The organism is Paenibacillus sp. FSL H7-0357, assembly GCF_000758525.1.
Classification (GTDB): domain Bacteria; phylum Bacillota; class Bacilli; order Paenibacillales; family Paenibacillaceae; genus Paenibacillus_AQ.
Map to the genome: position 1 here is coordinate 3,720,978 of NZ_CP009241.1, position 16,731 is coordinate 3,737,708.

Annotated in this window: 17 protein-coding genes; 13 read left to right on the plus strand and 4 right to left on the minus strand. The window is 49.8% G+C overall.

What is annotated here, in order from left to right; all coding sequences use genetic code 11:
• Positions 1-32 precede the first annotated feature (32 nt).
• On the plus strand, positions 33-1,151 hold the full coding sequence (locus tag H70357_RS16225) for an ABC transporter permease (protein ID WP_038591462.1): 1,119 nt from the start codon (positions 33-35) through the stop codon (positions 1,149-1,151).
• Positions 1,148-1,825 (plus strand): ABC transporter ATP-binding protein, encoded by a 678-nt coding sequence (locus H70357_RS16230; protein WP_038591465.1) that lies wholly within the window; start codon positions 1,148-1,150, stop codon positions 1,823-1,825. Before H70357_RS16225 ends, H70357_RS16230 begins: the two co-directional genes overlap by 4 nt.
• 82 nt (positions 1,826-1,907) lie before the next feature.
• On the opposite strand, the gene H70357_RS16235 is transcribed toward H70357_RS16230, so the two are convergent.
• Complete coding sequence (locus H70357_RS16235) at positions 1,908-2,813, minus strand: LysR family transcriptional regulator (protein WP_038591467.1); 906 nt, start codon at positions 2,811-2,813, stop codon at positions 1,908-1,910.
• Between the two features lie 197 nt (positions 2,814-3,010).
• On the opposite strand from H70357_RS16235, the gene H70357_RS16240 reads away from it, so the two are divergent.
• Positions 3,011-4,084 carry a YeiH family protein gene (locus H70357_RS16240; RefSeq protein WP_038591470.1) on the plus strand — a complete coding sequence of 358 codons (1,074 nt, stop codon included), beginning with the start codon at positions 3,011-3,013 and terminating at the stop codon, positions 4,082-4,084.
• A gap of 14 nt (positions 4,085-4,098) precedes the next feature.
• On the opposite strand, the gene H70357_RS16245 is transcribed toward H70357_RS16240, so the two are convergent.
• Positions 4,099-4,926, minus strand: a complete 828-nt coding sequence (locus H70357_RS16245) for a helix-turn-helix domain-containing protein (RefSeq protein WP_038591473.1) — start codon at positions 4,924-4,926, stop codon at positions 4,099-4,101.
• A 156-nt stretch (positions 4,927-5,082) separates the two neighbouring features.
• Between H70357_RS16245 and H70357_RS16250 the strand changes: the two genes are divergently transcribed.
• The 8 genes from H70357_RS16250 to H70357_RS16285 all read left to right on the plus strand — a co-directional run bounded on the left by H70357_RS16250 (position 5,083) and on the right by H70357_RS16285 (position 13,506).
• Positions 5,083-6,246: a Gfo/Idh/MocA family protein gene (locus H70357_RS16250; protein ID WP_038591476.1), complete on the plus strand. Its 1,164-nt coding sequence runs from the start codon at positions 5,083-5,085 to the stop codon at positions 6,244-6,246.
• Positions 6,247-6,291: 45 nt separating this feature from the next.
• Positions 6,292-7,056, plus strand: coding sequence for a sugar phosphate isomerase/epimerase family protein (locus H70357_RS16255; RefSeq protein ID WP_038591479.1), 765 nt, complete (start codon positions 6,292-6,294; stop codon positions 7,054-7,056).
• 15 nt (positions 7,057-7,071) lie between these two features.
• Positions 7,072-8,166, plus strand: a complete 1,095-nt coding sequence (locus H70357_RS16260) for a Gfo/Idh/MocA family protein (RefSeq protein ID WP_038591482.1) — start codon at positions 7,072-7,074, stop codon at positions 8,164-8,166.
• 33 nt (positions 8,167-8,199) lie between these two features.
• Positions 8,200-9,234, plus strand: a complete 1,035-nt coding sequence (locus H70357_RS16265) for a Gfo/Idh/MocA family protein (RefSeq protein ID WP_038591485.1) — start codon at positions 8,200-8,202, stop codon at positions 9,232-9,234.
• A gap of 80 nt (positions 9,235-9,314) precedes the next feature.
• Entirely contained in the window at positions 9,315-9,827 is a 513-nt protein-coding gene (gene msrA / locus H70357_RS16270; protein ID WP_038591490.1) for a peptide-methionine (S)-S-oxide reductase MsrA, read from the plus strand.
• A gap of 189 nt (positions 9,828-10,016) precedes the next feature.
• Entirely contained in the window at positions 10,017-11,207 is a 1,191-nt protein-coding gene (locus H70357_RS16275) for a cell wall-binding repeat-containing protein (protein WP_038591493.1), read from the plus strand.
• 212 nt (positions 11,208-11,419) lie between these two features.
• Positions 11,420-12,127, plus strand: a complete 708-nt coding sequence (locus H70357_RS16280; RefSeq protein WP_197073696.1) for a response regulator transcription factor — start codon at positions 11,420-11,422, stop codon at positions 12,125-12,127.
• Positions 12,124-13,506: a sensor histidine kinase gene (locus tag H70357_RS16285; protein WP_038591496.1), complete on the plus strand. Its 1,383-nt coding sequence runs from the start codon at positions 12,124-12,126 to the stop codon at positions 13,504-13,506. Before H70357_RS16280 ends, H70357_RS16285 begins: the two co-directional genes overlap by 4 nt.
• 90 nt (positions 13,507-13,596) lie before the next feature.
• Here the strand turns inward: H70357_RS16285 and H70357_RS16290 are convergent, their stop codons facing one another.
• Positions 13,597-14,634, minus strand: a complete 1,038-nt coding sequence (locus H70357_RS16290; RefSeq protein ID WP_038591499.1) for an alpha/beta fold hydrolase — start codon at positions 14,632-14,634, stop codon at positions 13,597-13,599.
• Positions 14,635-14,735: 101 nt separating this feature from the next.
• Here H70357_RS16290 and H70357_RS16295 point away from each other — a divergent pair, with 101 nt between their 5' ends.
• On the plus strand, positions 14,736-15,332 hold the full coding sequence (locus H70357_RS16295) for a TetR/AcrR family transcriptional regulator (RefSeq protein WP_038591502.1): 597 nt from the start codon (positions 14,736-14,738) through the stop codon (positions 15,330-15,332).
• 39 nt (positions 15,333-15,371) lie between these two features.
• Here the strand turns inward: H70357_RS16295 and H70357_RS16300 are convergent, their stop codons facing one another.
• Complete coding sequence (locus tag H70357_RS16300) at positions 15,372-15,857, minus strand: DUF6803 family protein (protein WP_038591505.1); 486 nt, start codon at positions 15,855-15,857, stop codon at positions 15,372-15,374.
• An 80-nt stretch (positions 15,858-15,937) separates the two neighbouring features.
• On the opposite strand from H70357_RS16300, the gene H70357_RS16305 reads away from it, so the two are divergent.
• Complete coding sequence (locus H70357_RS16305) at positions 15,938-16,693, plus strand: HAD family hydrolase (RefSeq protein ID WP_081965819.1); 756 nt, start codon at positions 15,938-15,940, stop codon at positions 16,691-16,693.
• Positions 16,694-16,731: the final 38 nt, after the last annotated feature.

The window sequence follows — 16,731 nt, forward strand, 5'->3', positions numbered from 1 at the left end:
CTGTGTTTATACAGAGCAGAGGGAGTGGTTTTATGTTTTTAGCTTTAAGGGAAATGAGGCATTCCAAAGCACGTTACAGCCTTATCATGGTCATCATGCTGCTGGTTTCCTTTCTCGTCCTGTTCGTTACCGGGCTGGCCAGAGGACTTGCCTATGCCAATATTTCAGCGGTGGAGAATATGCCGGCTAACTATTTTGTCGTCCAGGGCGACGCCGATCATGCCTTCAGACGTTCTCAATTAAGTGATGCCGAGCTGATTGCGGCACGTTCAGTTGTGGGCGAAGATAAAGCAACACCGCTTGCGGTGCAGACGAGCACGGTAACATCGGACAATGGGGATGCGAAGGCGGACATTACTTTTTTTGCCGTAGATATGAATGGTATGCTTGCTCCTAAGGTGGTGCAGGGAACCGGGATATCGAATGAAGCCGGGGGCAGCGCAGTTGTGGACTCCCAGCTTGCACAGTCGGGAATTACCCTGGGAAGCACCATCGTTGATCAGGCTTCAGGGATGTCCTGGAAAGTATCCGGTATTGTGGACGATAGTTCTTACAGTCATACCCCGGTTGTCTATATCAATAATCTGGACTGGCAGGAAATGAAGCAAGGGGCACGGCAGGAGAAGGCTGATTCACAGTCTGTGCCTTACAATGTGGTAGCGCTCAGCGCATCTTCTGCTCAAGCTGATGAAATTACCGCCAAACTGGACAATGTGGAGGTCATCACGCAAAAACAGGCGATCTCCAGTGTACCCGGTTATTCGGCGGAGCAGAATTCACTGATGATGATGATTGTGTTCCTGTTTGTCATCGCAGGCGTTGTACTGGCAGTATTCTTCTATGTAATCACGATTCAGAAGACGAGCCAGTTCGGTATCCTGAAGGCCATGGGCACCAAAATGTCCTATCTCGCCTGGAGTGTGGTAGGGCAGGTAATGATACTGTCCGTAGCCAGTCTGGCAATAAGCCTGCTGCTGACCTTTGGTATGAATAAGGGGCTGCCGGATTCGATGCCGTTTCAGTTGGAGAGCTCGACGATTATTTTAACCAGCGTGTTGTTTATAGGTATGTCTCTGCTGGGATCACTTATTTCTGTAGCAAGTGTTGCTAAGGTAGATGCATTGGAAGCGATAGGGAGGGCTGGAGCATGAGTGCCAAATTAATCATGAAGCAAGTGACCAAAACCTATGGAGACGGGGACAGCACGATGTCGGTCTTGAAGAACCTTGATCTGACGGTCAATGCCGGCGAATTTGTAGCTGTTCTGGGTCCTTCGGGCTCAGGAAAAAGCACCTTCCTCTCGGCGGCTGGAGCTCTACTGACACCAACAAGCGGGGAAATCCTTATTGACGGAGAGCCACTGGGCAATAAGGCAAAGAGCGAACTAACCGAACTGCGGCTGCAAAAAATCGGCTTTATGTTTCAAAGCGCACAGCTGCTGCCTTATTTAAAGGTTGAGGAACAGCTGCTCTATGTAGCCAAGTTGGCGAAGCTCAGCACCAAAGAAGCCAAAGTGCGGGCTGCGTATTTACTCAAACGGTTAGGCATTTGGGAGCGCCGCAACCACTATCCCGAGCAGCTGTCCGGCGGACAGAAGCAGCGGGTGGCGATTGCCAGAGCGTGGATGAACAAGCCGGCGATTCTGTTCGCAGATGAGCCTACTGCAAGCCTTGATTATGAGCGGGGCAAGGAAGTGGTGCGGATGATTGCCGACGAAGTGAAGAGTGAGGGGAAAGCGGCAGTCATGGTAACCCACGATGAACGGATGCTGGAATGGTGTGACCGCGTGCTGCATCTGGAGGATGGAGTACTGATTGAGTCTTAAGTTTATGTATGCCTTAATGGCCTGAACCCTCGAACAAGGGTTCAGGTTTTTTGCTATCCTGTAAAAATGTTGTCTATGAGAATTAGACTGGCGGTTTACGGTCTGGATTAACCGGTGCAAGCAGCTTCTCGATAAAGACGGTTATGGCCATGGTAGCAGCGTTTTCCTTGCGGCTGATGATTGAGAAATTTCTCTCCAGCAGCTGATGCCTGATCCGCAGCTCGCTGATTTCGCCCCGGGCGAGCTCTTTGCGTACAATCCATCTCGAGAGCATGGCGATTCCTAATCCAGCCGAGACGGCTTCCTTAATCCCCTGGCTGCTGTTGAATATATAAGACCGCTTATGGGAGATTTGGGCATGCTGCAGAAAATGATCGCTGAAGGCACGCGTGCCGGAGCCAGGCTCCCGCAGCACCCATACCTGATTCTGGAGCATGTCTTTATCTACGGCATTTGCGGCCGAGAGGGGATGGCTACACGGAGCTACAATGATCATTTCATCCTTCATATAGGGAATCACGGACAGCTCATGGTCAGACGTTTCGCCTTCAATGAACCCGATATCAAGGATGTTCGATTTAATGGCGGCAATAATCTCCTCGGTATTGTGGATCGTGACCTGCAGATTCACCTGCGGGTATTGATTGGCGAACTCGGCAATTCTGCCAGGCAGGATGTACTCTCCAATCGTAAAGCTGGCCCCGATATGAATACTCCCGGTGACTTCATCGCGCAGCAGTTGGATTTCCCTGCCCGCTTCTTCATAATGCGAGAGGATCTGCTTCACATGTTTATAGAGGATAGCTCCCGCTTCTGTCAGCCGGACTTCCTTCGGGGAACGGTGAAGCAGCTTGGTTCCCAGTTCATTTTCCAGGTTGCGGATATGCAGACTCACGCCGGGCTGGGAGAGGTTTAAGAGCTCTCCGGCACGGGAGAAATGGCGCTGTTCAGCAACGGTTGCAAATACACGTAATGCATCTACTATCATAATTATACCTCATTATTAGCCTTGGAATTCTTTGTACATGGCCGATTATTATCCATTTTAACATAGTTATTATCATCAATCATAAGTATTTGTAATGATAGAGATAGCAAAGACGTATTTCACTTCCCTGTTGGCTGCACTTATAGTGAGATTACAAGTTAGCAACGTAATTGAACGTAAACAGGGAGTGGTTTGAGATGAATCATGCACATCAGCTTCAGCGCTTGAACGATAAATACAGCGGATTTATTCTAGGAATCCTGCTTACAGGACTACTGGCCATAGCAGCCAAATATTTGGCGCTGCTGCCTTACCTTGGCATCATGGGCCAGCTGGTAATTGCCATTCTGTTAGGAGTTCTGCTTCGTACAGCAGGAGGGGTACCGCAACAGGCAGTGCCGGGCATCAGCTTTTCCAGCAAGAGATTGCTCAGAGCGGGGATCATCCTGCTCGGGATGAGATTGAACCTGTTTCAACTTGTGCAGGCCGGTCCCAAGGTGTTGGCGATTGCCGTGATTAATATTGTATTTACTTTGTTCACCGTTTATGGACTCTGCAAATGGATGAAAATTGATAGGACACTTGGACTGCTGACCGCTTGCGGAACTGCGATATGCGGAGCAGCAGCCGTCGCGGCAATCTCTCCCCAACTAAGGGCCTCGGACAATGAGACCGCAATAAGCGCGGCAACGGTAGCTGTGCTGGGGACGATATTTACGCTGGTTTATACGTTAATTTATCCGGTGTTGTCCCTTAGTCCAGAAGGGTATGGGATATTTGCCGGAGCCACTCTTCATGAAGTAGCGCATGTGATCGCCGCTGCCGCACCCATCGGTGAAAAGGCTGCAGACCTCGCGGTGATCGTGAAGCTGACTCGGGTAGCGATGCTTGTTCCGGCAGCTCTTGCTATTGGCGTCTGGGAAGCCTATAGACAGCGTAAAGCAGAGAGAGTGTGTAGGGGGCAAGTGACGGCTGTACAGCCACCGCATTCCAAAATTCAGTGGAGGAAACTTCCGGTTCCCTGGTTTATCGGCGGTTTTTTGCTGATGAGCGGTGTAAATACGCTGGGAATAATCCCTGAACAAGTAACGGCTGATCTGATTATCCTGGCGTATATGCTGCTGGCCATGGCGATGGCGGGACTCGGGCTTGGTGTGGATATCAAGACCTTTGCCCTAATGGGTAAAAAACCGCTGCTGGCTGGCTTAATCGGCTCGTTACTGCTCTCGGGACTTGGATTTCTGCTGGTTCATCTCCTTGGACTCGCATAGTCCGTTTCTCCCCTCTACCTTGTGCTGTTCCGGTAGGCAGAGGGAGATACGCCGGTAGATTTCTTGAAATATTTCGAGAAATGGGCCAGCTCCATGCCCACCTGCGCAGCGATATCGGAAATGCTGGAAGTAGAGTAAGAGAGCTGTCTTTTAGCCAGTTCCATCCGCTTGAGCTGCACATAATGCATGGGCGGAACCCCCATGTATTTCTTGAAGTAGGGGATGAAATAGTTCGGATGCAGATGAACCAGCTCGGCCAGTTCCTCTACCTCCATAGGCTGCGTTAGGCGCTGTTCAATGTATTGCAGGACGTTCGCTAGCTGTTTTTGACCATTGGTATGAGCCAGCTCACCCATGAAATCGGAATATCCGCCGTCCTCCAGGCAGAGTGCTAGCAGATGAAGTAGTGCGGCTTGATTCCGCATGGTGGAGAGAAGGTTCTCTTCCGGAAACCGTGTTATCATCTCTGTGAAAATCTCCCGAATGGCATCCGGCTCCGCAACATCGCTTATGTACAGCTTGTTGCCTGTATGAAACAAGGGCCATTCTCCGATATGGGCATCAAAATGACAAAAGTACCGCTTATAGGGATTGTCAGGGGAGGTTTCTGTAGTTTGCGTCGAGCCTGCCGGCATGATCATCAATTGGCCGGGGCGCGGATAATGGGCTTGCCCGTTCAGGATCACCTTACCCTCGCCGCCATCAATGAAATAAAGTCTGTTAAAGGATGGCGTCTCATTCAAGCGGTTCCATCCGGGGTATCTGCTGCTTAAGTGGGCATGGGTAACGGTGACGCTCAGGTTCTGCAGTAACGCTCCTGTAAGGTTGCCGGATTGATTCATCATATAACTCCTTTATTGTGTAATAAATCCAGTATACCGCTTTCATTTAACTAAAACATCTTAATTATGTACAAAAAAACCTTAATTCCGGTCATGTTCACTGTCTGGAAATAGGGTTATTCTCATATCATAACTCACATAGGAGTGATTCATAGGATGAAGAAGGTTCGTTATGGAATTATTGGAGTTGGAAATATGGGCCGGGCCCATGCGCTCGATCTGATTCATGAAGTAAAAGGAGCTGAGCTGGCGGCTGTCTGTGATACAAGCCCCGAACGCCTGGAGTGGGCGGCAGAGCACTTGCCTGATACGGTGCTCAGGTTCAGCACACCTGCTCAATTATTTGCCTCCAAAAGTATTGATGCCGTATTAATCTCCACTCCGCATTATGATCATCCGCCGCTTGCGATCGAGGCGCTGAAGCACGGCTATCATGTATTAATTGAAAAACCCGCCGGTGTATATACGAAAGCCGTGCAGGAGATGAACGAAGCCGCTGCGCAAAGTGGCCGCAAATTCGGCATTATGTACAACCAGCGGACCAACCCGCTCTATCAAAAGCTGAGAGAGCTGATTCAGTCCGGTGAGCTGGGTGAGATCCGCCGCACCAACTGGATCATTACTGACTGGTATCGTTCGCAGAGCTATTACAACTCCGGGGGCTGGCGGGCTACATGGGCTGGAGAAGGCGGCGGTGTGCTGCTGAACCAGGACCCGCATCAGCTGGATCTTTGGCAATGGACAACCGGAATGATGCCGAAGCGTGTGCGTGCATTCTGCCAGTTTGGCAAGTACCGCAATATTGAGGTGGAAGATGATGTAACCGCTTATGTCGAGTATGAGAACGGAGCAACAGGCCTGTTCATCACCACTACCGGGGAGGCGCCGGGAACCAACCGCTTTGAAATCAATGGGGATAACGGAAAAATCGTCGTGGAGAACGGCAAGTTGACCTTCTGGCGTCTTCGCATCCCGGAGCCGAAGTTCAATGCCGAATTTGCCGAAGGCTTCGGAAGACCCGAATGCTGGAAATGTGAGATTCCGGTTCCAGAGGGCGGAGGAGAACAGCACAAGGGAATCTTGCGCAACTTCACCAATGCCATTCTGCATGACGAACCGCTGCTCGCTCCCGGAGAAGAGGGAATTCGCGGCCTGACACTTTCGAATGCAATGTACTTGTCCGCTTGGACTGACAATTGGGTTGAGCTTCCGATTGATAGTGATTTGTTTCATGAGAAGCTCATGGAACGGGTGGAGAGCTCTACCTTCCGGAAGGAAGCTGTAGAGCAGCGGGCTTTTGACGTAAAAGGTACTCATTAATGTAATTATAGGACAGACAAACTTAATAAGGAGTGAATTGCTCATATGCAACGTTCTACAATAGCTGCACAAATGTACACACTACGTGATTTTACCAAGACTGCAGAGGATTTAAGGGCTGCTTTCCAGAAGCTGAAAGTGATGGGTTATCAGGCTGTGCAAATTTCCGGAATGGGTCCGATTGATCCGCAGCTGGTCAAACAATACGCGGATGAAGCTGGGCTGACCATCTGCGCGACCCATGTGCCGTGGAACCGGCTGGTGAATGACCTGGACGCATTGGCTGCAGAACATAAGCTGTGGAATTGCAAATACATCGGTCTCGGCGGACTGCCGGGAGAATATCAGAGCAGCCAGGAGGGCTATCGGACATTTGCCAAACTTGCCTCCGGAATTGCGCGGACCCTGAAGGAGGAGCATGGTCTGCAATTCGTTTATCATAATCATGATTTTGAGTTCGAACGGATTGATGGGGTTACGGGTATGGAGGTGCTGCTGCAGGAATCCGATCCCGAGGTGTTCGGCTTTGAACTCGATATGTATTGGGTTCAGGCCGGGGGAGCCAATCCGGTGGACTGGGTTCACAAGGTAAAGGGCCGGATGCAGGTCATGCATCTGAAGGATATGGCTATCATCTCCAGGGGACAGGTTTTTGCTGAGATCGGTGAAGGAAACATGAATTATGAAGCTATTATTGAGGCCGGCCGTGAAACGGGTGTGGAATGGTTTGTTGTTGAGCAGGATGTCTGCCGCCGCGATCCTTTCGAGAGTCTGGAGATCAGCCTCAAATACCTGATTTCGAAGCTGTGACCGGGAGGGTTGAAGATGAGCAGAAAAGATGGAATGATGTATGCACCTACTCATGAAGCTAGACCGGTTGTAAAACCGGGTGAATTTTTGATCGCTGCGATGGCGCTGGATCACGGTCATATCTATGGGATGTGCAATGGTCTGGTCGAAGCAGGAGCCCGGTTGAAATGGGTCTTTGATCCCGATCCAGAGAAGGTAAAAACTTTTGTCAGCACTTATCCTGGTGTTCAAGCCGCACGCTCCGCCGAAGAAATTCTTGAGGATCCCGAGGTCCGGCTCATTGCAGCGGCCGCGGTTCCTTCCGAGAGAGGGGCGCTCGGACTCAAGGTGATGGCACACGGGAAGGATTATTTCACTGACAAAACGCCGTTTACGGCAATGGAACAGCTGGAAGCAGCGTGGACTCAAACTGCATTGACGCGGCAAAAGTACATGACTTATTTCAGCGAAAGATTGCATGTGGAGAGTGCGGTGTATGCCGGACAGCTGATTCGGCAGGGAGTGATCGGCCGTGTGCTTCAGATCATCGGAATGGGCCCTCACCGCTTGAGCGCACCAAGCCGTCCGGATTGGTTCTTCCAGCGGGACAAATATGGCGGAATCCTCTGCGACATCGGCAGTCACCAGATTGAACAATTCCTGTATTATGCGGATTGCCGCGATGCCAAGGTACTGCACAGCAAGGTTGCCAACTACAACAATTCTGCTTATCCTGAGCTGGAGGATTTCGGCGATGCAACACTTGTCGGCGACAACGGGGCGACGCAATATTTCCGTGTCGACTGGTTCACACCGGACGGACTGGGCACCTGGGGTGACGGCCGAACGATCATTATGGGAACGGAAGGGTATATCGAGCTGCGCAAATACAGCGATATTGCCCGCTCCAACACAACGGATCATGTCTATTGGGCAGACCGTCAAGGAGAGCATTATGAGCATGTTTCCGGCAAAATCGGCTTTCCGTTCTTTGGCGAGCTGATACTGGATTGCTTGCAACGGACAGAATTTGCTATGACCCAGCAGCATGTCTTCAAAGCGGCGGAGCTATGCCTGGAAGCTCAGGCCCAAGCGGTAAATCTTACGCCCGAGACACTCATAAAGGCCTGATAGGAACGGAAATAAGATTGGAAGGTGCACAAGATGACAATACTTGGAGCAGCCATAATCGGCTGCGGAGCAATAGCTCCCTTGCATGCCAAGGCGATCGCGGCACAATCAGGGGGACAACTGCTGGCAGCTGTAGATATTGATGTGGCCAAAGCGGCAGCATTTGGAGAAGAATATGGCTGCGGCGCGCTAACAGATTATAAAGAGCTTTTGAACAGAGCTGATATTGATATCGTCCACCTCTGCACACCGCATGATCTGCATGCGCAGATGGCGGTCGATCTGCTGGAGGCGGGCAAACATGTCTTAACAGAAAAACCGATGGCGGTTGACCTGCCTTCTGCCCAGCGCATGCTGAAAGCTGCGGAGCACAGCAAAGGCCAGCTCGGCATCGTATTTCAGAACCGCTACAATGAACCCTCTATCAAGATTAAGGAGACCATTGAATCCGGCGTGCTGGGGCCGCTTGTATGTATGAAGGGGGTTGTCACATGGTACAGGTCACCTGAGTACTACAAGGAGAGCAACTGGAGGGGGAAATGGACCTCAGAGGGCGGTGGGGTGCTGATCAACCAGACGATTCACACGCTAGATCTGCTGCAATGGTTCGGCGGTGAGATCTCATCAGTACAGGGAAGTGTAAGCACAGATGTCTTGGACGGAGTTATTGAAGTAGAGGATACGGCACATGCCTGCATCAACTTCAGGAATAAGGTCAGGGGACTTTTTTACGGCAGCAATGCCTACCTTGTTAACTCACCCGTAGAGCTGGAAATAGTGTTCGAACAAGGGACGCTGCTGCTGCGGAGGGATTGCCTGTATCTGTGGAAGGACGGCCGGGAAACGCTGCTCAGTGAGCCGGGGGTGTCAGGTATTCAAGGCAAGTCGTATTGGGGAACGGGGCATCAAAGACTGATTCATGACTTTTATGACCATGTCCGCGAAGGAAGACCATTCTGGATTGACGGCTCAGAAGGACTCAAAACACTGGAACTGATTGCAGGCATATACAGCTCCTCCGGGATTGAAAAAAAGACTTATCCTTGGCAGACCGCTCCCTCAAATTGACTTTAAGCAGATTTAACCTTATCTTCTTAACATACGTTATAGTATGTAGAGATATATAGATAGGGAGAGGGATTACAGGTATGGAACAGGCAATGTTTGCAGGAGGCTGCTTCTGGTGCATGGTTACACCCTTTGAAGAATTGCCGGGTATACACGGAATTGTATCAGGCTACGCCGGGGGTTCAGTGGAGAATCCAAGCTATGAACAGGTCAAGACAGGCACTACAGGACACTATGAGGTAGTGCAGATCAGCTTTGATCCGGCACTTTTCCCGTACGATAAGCTGCTTGAATTGTTCTGGCCGCAGATTGATCCGACTGATGACGGAGGACAATTCCAGGACCGGGGAACGCAGTACCGGACTGCGGTGTTTTATTATAATGAAGAGCAAAGACTGGCAGCTTTGGCTTCCAAAGAACAGGTAGCGGCCAGCGGGCGTTTCGAGGGACCTGTCGTTACGGAAATCCTGCCCGCACCGGTCTTTTACCCGGCAGAAGACTATCATCAGGATTATCACAAGAAGAACCCGAAGCATTATAAGGAAGACCGGGAACAGTCCGGCCGTGATACTTTTATCGCGAAGCACTGGTAAGTATAGAAGAAGCTTGATCAGGATCAGCTGGACGGAGCACTTTCCGTTCAGCTTTTTTTTTTCACTTTTAGGCTGCACCAATTCCAACTTAATACTCATTCTTAAATTGTTGGAATTCCACATTCTTTCTACACATTTGATGGGTAAACTTCTAAGTATCCGTGATAGCTATGAAATGGAGGGATACACATGAAGAAAATCATACAATTAAGCGCTGTGACATTGCTGCTTGGTACGGTGCTGACCGCCTGTCAATCGGATAAGGAATCAGCAGCTCCGCAAAGTGAACAGAATCCTTCTGCCGCGATTTCTATGCCCTGGATTGCGACCAAAAACACAACCCGGATCAACACCTCGGACCCGGTTCAGGCAGCGGTACTGGTGTCCCGGTCTTTATGGACGGCAGAAACCAAAGCCAACCGTCCTGCAAGCGTAGTCCTAACCAATGCGGATAACTGGCAAATTGCTGCAGTGAGTACTGACTTAATCCACCATCCGAGTAACGGGCCGGTCTTGTTCTTGAGCAAAGATGGCGTTCCGGAGGTTACGTTGGAAGAGCTTAAACGGCTGAATCCGCTGGGTGCCGAGAGCAATGCGGGCATCCAGGTCGTTCTGGTCGGACCCGTCGCGGACGGTGTGGAAGAGCAGCTTAAGGCACTGGATTTAAAGGTGGACAAGATAGAAGGTGAAGATCCTGCTGCTGTAGCTCAGGCGATTGACGCTTATTATGCCAAAGTATCCGGCGAGCTGCCGCAGAGTGTAATTATCGGCTCAATGGACAGCCCCGAATATACGCTGCCTGCAGTCAACTGGATTGCGCATATGCCTGAGCCTTTGTTATACGTAGCGAAGGATGATATCCCGGCCTCCACGGCAGAGGCGCTCAAAAAGCGCGGAGGCGATGCTGCCATTTACCTTCTAGGCCCAGCTTCTGTTGTCTCGGCAAAAGTCGAGGAGCAACTGGGAGCATATGGTACGGTAACTCGCATCTCCGGTGATGATCCTTATGCGAATGCGATTGCTTTTGCCAAATTCAAGGATGAGGTTAGCGGCTTCGGCTGGGGTATCACGACTCCGGGCCATAACCTATCCTTATTGACGAAGGATTCCACCATGCTGGCCATCGCCGCTGCGCCATTCTCCCATTTGGGAAAACATGCACCGTTAATCTTTACGGAACAAGACGGACTACCGGATTCGGTCATGAATTATATGATGGAGCTTCAGCCCAAGTTCAAGGATTCACCGGCAGAAGGTCCCTATAACCATGCCTGGCTAACCGGCGATACCGGCACAATAACCAGCAGTGCACAGAGCGAAATAGATGACATGCTCGAAATCACCTCCGCCTCTGGAGACAATCCCCATTCGGGGCACTAAAGCAAGCTGGCTGGCTGCGGACATCCGTGGTCGGCTTGTTCTTTGTTTTTAGGTATAATTGAAAAAAGAATAAAGAAACTGTATAGATTGAACTTGAGAATTACAATTAGGGAAAAGTGGCGGAAGTCCAAACATTCTCTGTAGTCACGGTCGATCCCAAAATAGAAGAATTATAAGTTCAATATATATAGGCCACGAAAAGGGTGAACAGCTTGTCCAAAGCACAGGTTCTCATCGTTGACGATGAATGGAACATGCGGAATTTGCTGCGCATTTATTTGCTGCAGGAGGGTTTTGCTATTAAGGAAGCCTCCACCGGGCGCGAAGCCCTGTCCATGATAGAGAAACATAACTTCGACCTGATCCTGCTGGATGTAATGATGCCTGATATGGATGGCTGGCAGGTCTGCCAGGCGGTAAGGGAGAGCAGTCAGACGCCCGTTCTGATGCTTACCGCACGGTCGGAAACGAAAGATAAAGTACATGGGCTGGGCATCGGTGCGGATGATTATTTAACCAAACCGTTTGAACCGGAAGAATTGCTTGCGCGAATCCATTCCCTCTTGCGGCGTTCGAATATGTTCCGGGTTTCCGCGTCACAGGAGCAGGTGCTGGAGTACCCGGAGTTAAGGATTTATCCGCAGGCACGAGAGGTACAGGTTCAAGGTGAGAGGATCCTCTTTACACAGAAGGAATTTGATCTGCTGCATTTGCTGGCGCGCAGCGGGCAGCGCGTGTTTACGCGGGAAGAATTGGTAGAACAGCTCTGGGGCAATGACTACGGCGGTGAGACGCGGGTTATTGATACGCATGTTAAGAATATCCGCGAGAAGCTGCTGAAGGCAGGTCTTTCTTATGTACCGGTGCAAACCGTGTGGGGGCTCGGCTATAAATTCCAGATTCCCGGTAATGTCGAATGAAAAACAACATCATCGGCTTTAAGCTGGGTGTCGTGATTATGTCGGTGTTTCTGATTGTTCTGCTCTCACTCGGGATAGTGATAGACCGGATGTTTACAAGCTTTTATTACCAGGAAATGCAGACGGAAGCTGAGGAACTGGCCTCCCATTTCACAGCAATGGCCGAATCCAAAGATACCACGAACGGTCAAATGATGATGTCCTTTGCGGAGTTTTCCAATGTCAGCATCTTTAACATCTCCTTGGATGGAAAAGTGTTGCTGCACTCCGGTGTTCATGATTCTACAGATCGCTCCTTTATCCGGGCTCAGGATATGCAAGCTATTTTCACCGGACAAAGGGTGAGCTTCTTGTACAAAGACCCGTCCGGCTACCGTTATTTTGTTACGGGACAACCCATCTCAAGCGGTGACATTATTACCTCGGCACTTTATGTGATGTCTTCCACGGAGAATATGGAACATTCCCTGTCTACGGTGAGAGATATACTGCTGCTGTCTGGTCTGGGCGCCTTTTTGCTTGCTTTGGGCATCACTTGGTTCATCGCCCGCATATTATCGCGTCCGCTTGTCCAAATGCAGAAGGCTACGCGCAAGATTGCGGCTGGTGAACTGGAAACGCGGCTCACGATCAGCGGCAACGATGAGATTGGCTTTCTTGCTGGTGCCATCAACGATTTGGCTATGAATCTGCAGCACTACAGGGATACACGCCAGGAGTTTCTCGCTAATATTTCCCATGAGCTGCGGACGCCGATCACCTATCTCCAGGGGTATGCCAAGGTGGTTAAGGGAGGGCTGTATGAGACGGAAGAAGAAAAAATACTCTACTTGGACATCATCGACCAAGAGGCGCACCGGATTCAACATCTGGTAGACGATTTGTTCGAATTGGCCAAAATGGAGGAGGGGAAAATACCGCTGAATCTGGAAGAGGTCGATTTGGCGCTGCTCGTCGATCAGGCGGTCCGCAAAGTCGAATTGACTGCTAAAGAAAAAGGGTTGCAGCTAAATTCCAGCTGTACCGGTGAACCGATTGGTTTGCAAGGGGATGGCAAACGGATGGAGCAAATCGTAATGAATCTGCTGGAAAACGCTATTCGTTATACCGATGCAGGAGAGGTTAGCGTCCAGCTGGATTTTCGCGTAGACTCAGTTGCATTTATCGTCGAGGACACAGGGATTGGCATTCCTGAGGAGGAGCTTCCGTATATCTTTGACCGGTTCTACAGAGTAGAGAAATCACGTTCACGGCAGTACGGAGGCACCGGTCTGGGGTTGTCCATTGTGAACAAATTGGTAGAATTGCTCGGGGGCGAGATTGAGATTACTAGCAGGGCCGGAGCCGGAACACGGTGTAGGGTTGTTTTTTATAAATAGCCGGATTTCATGGCCGTCTCATTATATGGTCACGGACCCGAACCCGGTCCATAAACAAGACCGGGTCCGGGCTAGTGAGCATAATATGAATTATTGAGGGGATGGTGACTGTAGTTGTGTCAGCAAGCTGCGGATCGTCTGAATGACGAGATCAGGTTCGTCGTGAATAATCATATGTCCGCTATGGGTTGCGACAGTCTGCTTGCTGTCTGTGGAAAGGTCCAACATTTTGCGCTGCCCCTTTTGCCAAATATCTTCCAGCTTTTTACCGGCAGCTTCGGAGAAGCCAAAGCCTGCATAATCCTGAGGAATTCCTCGTGACAGGATTCTTACCGGAAGAGAACCAAGGTTCTGACCCCGAATAGCGTCCTCTGTGGTATGTGCCAGATTTCCTTCTTGTTCTTTAGCTTTGAAGAAACTAGGCTTTGAAATGACATTTATGAACTGCCCTCTATCTTCTTTCGCAACCAGGCCATCCAGCAGCACATCCTGGAATATACGCATAGCGCCTGATAATTTCAACACTTGCAAGACTGTTGCGGGGGGATTGCCCGCAAATTTTTCCGCAGTCAGAATAGGTTTGGTCTCACGCTCGTCATCTTCCGGTCTGGCATCAATCAGTACCATACCAGCAACCTCATCCCGGTAAGTATCAGCGAATAACCGGGCATACATCCCACCCAAAGAATGCCCAACTAGCAGGTAAGGGCCATCGATTCCCTCCCGTTCTAATGCCGTATGCAGCTCACGAACGATATTTTCTCCCGTGCGTGCTGTAGGCGCTTTTTCACTCCAAGCATATCCGGCTCGGTCGTAGCTCACAACAGTTGCGAATTCGGACAGCTTCTCAGGAATATCCCTCCAGGACAAACTGGTTTCACCGCTTCCCGATTCAAGAATAATGGTTGGGGAGCCCTGCCCCAATTTGTTAATGTGCAGCTTGTATCCGCCTGCATCAACCAGCTTGCCGGGAGGCTGGTATTTCTGTTCTGCATTTCTGGATGCCAGCCATTCATAAGCAAATCCGGACCCGAGCAGTAAAATTATGAAGGTGAGCAGGGAGAGAGTTACTCTTTTCCAGATCTTTTTTTTGGATCGTTTCTTCGGCTGTTGTGGTTGAATAGTCATAAAATAATGCTCCTCTTTCGATGTTTTATTTAATACAAACGTATTATATAAAACATTATAGCACATTGTATTATAAAAAGATAAGCAGGTATAATAGAGATATGCCAAAAAAAGTTGATCATGAGAAACAAAGAAAACGGCTTGCCGACGCCGCTCTGAGAATTATACATAACTCGGGTCTTGAACAAGCCACTGTCCGTAATATCGCAAAGGAATCCAGTTTATCGGTAGGATCGATGCGTCATTATTTCTCTACGCAGGCAGAATTGTTCGCATTTTGCATGAATCTTTTTCTTGCGAGAATTGAACAGCGGGTGGAGGGATTCCAGCCGGAGGGCAACCTGCTGCAGGATATGAAACGTCTGCTGCTGCAACTGATTCCGCTGGATGAAGAGAGAATTATAGAAAGCGAGGTTTGGTTTTCTTTTAATGCAAAGGTGTTGATCTACCCGGAGTTATCGAAACTGAACGACCGGATGCAGGAAGAGGTGTACAAGGTTTCGATGTTTGTTATTACAACATTAGTGGAACAGAAGGCGGCGAAGCCGGAGCTCGATGTTGATCTGGAAGCGGAGAAATTGTATGCGCTGATTGACGGGTTGGCCATGCATCAGCTGATGCAGCCCGGGAGGTTGTCCGATGAGCGCCTTGAGCAAATGCTTGAGCAGCATTTACTTATACTGTGTGATCTTAAATAGGGGCCAATCCAAAATCGGAGAGGCCCCTTCGAAGATTGATTAATGATTCATCCCGGCCATGCCGCCCATAATTTCCGGGTTAATCATGCCAAAGATCATGGCGATATGCGCCACCACCAGGAAGCCGCTGATCAGCATGAAATGCAGCTTCAGCTTGCTCTCTTCCGGATATTTGCGTCCAATCAGGCCGAGGTCAAGTAAGGCCAGCGGCAGCAGGAAGAACACGCCGCTCAGATAGAAGCCTACCGCTACTACGTCCACCCATGTATGCCACTCGCCATTTACGGTGAGCGGGACAAACGCGGTAGGGAACAAATAGAGAAAAACGCCGGTAAAGTAAAGTCCGGCAAGAATGCTGCAGATCCGGTTAAACGCTCGGAGCGGTCCATCCAGCTTCTTCGTAAACAGGATGATAAATTCTGTAACGGTGATCGTCTCTGCAAAAATGACCGGAATCGCCATGAAAAGAATTAAGTTCCAAGGCTGGTTGTCCGCAAGCAGGGACATGTAATGCGTCATATTCATGTTAAGTCCTCCAGGAAATAAAATCACTTCACCTGTAATGTTAAAAGATAAGTATGTGGAAAGTATGGAGAAACGCAGGTATGATTGAAAAAGCTGCAGCTGATGAGGGGAAAGAGACTGCGGCAATTGAATTTGGAGGGAGCAAGGCATACGTCATGGGAGAACTGAAGAGTATTTTATTTGATTTGGACGGTACCTTAACCGACCCCAAAGAGGGGATTACCAAAAGCGTGGAGTACGCGCTCAACAAGTTCGAAATAGAGGTAGAGCATCTCGATTTGCTTATTCCTTACATAGGGCCGCCGTTATATGAATCTTTTATCCAGATCCAGGGTTTTACCGCGGATAATGCCTTGAAGGCTGTTGAATTTTACCGGGAGCGTTACCGTACATTGGGGATGTTTGAAAACAGTGTGATTTCCGGTATTCCGCAATTGCTGGAAGAGCTCCGGCTGCAAGGATACAAGCTTTATGTAGCCACCTCCAAACCGACAGTATTTGCTGAGGAAATCCTCCGGCATTACGGTTTGGATGGCTACTTTATGCACACTGTTGGCAGCAATTTGGATGGCACACGTTCCAAGAAGCAGGAGGTAATCCGGTATGTGCTGGAGCAGAACGAGATTGCCGCAGAGCAGGCACTGATGATTGGAGACCGGGAGCATGATATTATTGGGGCAAAAGGCTGCGGCGTGGCCTCGCTTGGGGTAACCTTTGGCTATGGGTCGGAGGAGGAGCTTGTGAACGCAGGGGCCGATTATATCGCACATCAAGTAAAAGAGGTTGGTGAGATTATCTCACATCTCAAGCTCAATACAATGAGCAGCAGACGTTAATCTGTCGCTCAAAGCGCCTTTTACCCGTTTGGTTATCT

Coding starts and splice junctions, on each gene's coding strand:
- H70357_RS16225 (WP_038591462.1), top strand. CDS start 33: ATGTTTTTAGCTTTAAGGGAAATGAGGCATTCCAAAGCACGTTACAGC.
- H70357_RS16235 (WP_038591467.1), bottom strand. CDS start 2,813: ATGATAGTAGATGCATTACGTGTATTTGCAACCGTTGCTGAACAGCGC.
- H70357_RS16285 (WP_038591496.1), top strand. CDS start 12,124: ATGAAAAACAACATCATCGGCTTTAAGCTGGGTGTCGTGATTATGTCG.
- H70357_RS16240 (WP_038591470.1), top strand. CDS start 3,011: ATGAATCATGCACATCAGCTTCAGCGCTTGAACGATAAATACAGCGGA.
- H70357_RS16295 (WP_038591502.1), top strand. CDS start 14,736: ATGCCAAAAAAAGTTGATCATGAGAAACAAAGAAAACGGCTTGCCGAC.
- msrA (WP_038591490.1), top strand. CDS start 9,315: ATGGAACAGGCAATGTTTGCAGGAGGCTGCTTCTGGTGCATGGTTACA.
- H70357_RS16245 (WP_038591473.1), bottom strand. CDS start 4,926: ATGAATCAATCCGGCAACCTTACAGGAGCGTTACTGCAGAACCTGAGC.
- H70357_RS16250 (WP_038591476.1), top strand. CDS start 5,083: ATGAAGAAGGTTCGTTATGGAATTATTGGAGTTGGAAATATGGGCCGG.
- H70357_RS16260 (WP_038591482.1), top strand. CDS start 7,072: ATGAGCAGAAAAGATGGAATGATGTATGCACCTACTCATGAAGCTAGA.
- H70357_RS16255 (WP_038591479.1), top strand. CDS start 6,292: ATGCAACGTTCTACAATAGCTGCACAAATGTACACACTACGTGATTTT.
- H70357_RS16275 (WP_038591493.1), top strand. CDS start 10,017: ATGAAGAAAATCATACAATTAAGCGCTGTGACATTGCTGCTTGGTACG.
- H70357_RS16305 (WP_081965819.1), top strand. CDS start 15,938: ATGATTGAAAAAGCTGCAGCTGATGAGGGGAAAGAGACTGCGGCAATT.
- H70357_RS16300 (WP_038591505.1), bottom strand. CDS start 15,857: ATGAATATGACGCATTACATGTCCCTGCTTGCGGACAACCAGCCTTGG.
- H70357_RS16265 (WP_038591485.1), top strand. CDS start 8,200: ATGACAATACTTGGAGCAGCCATAATCGGCTGCGGAGCAATAGCTCCC.
- H70357_RS16290 (WP_038591499.1), bottom strand. CDS start 14,634: ATGACTATTCAACCACAACAGCCGAAGAAACGATCCAAAAAAAAGATC.
- H70357_RS16230 (WP_038591465.1), top strand. CDS start 1,148: ATGAGTGCCAAATTAATCATGAAGCAAGTGACCAAAACCTATGGAGAC.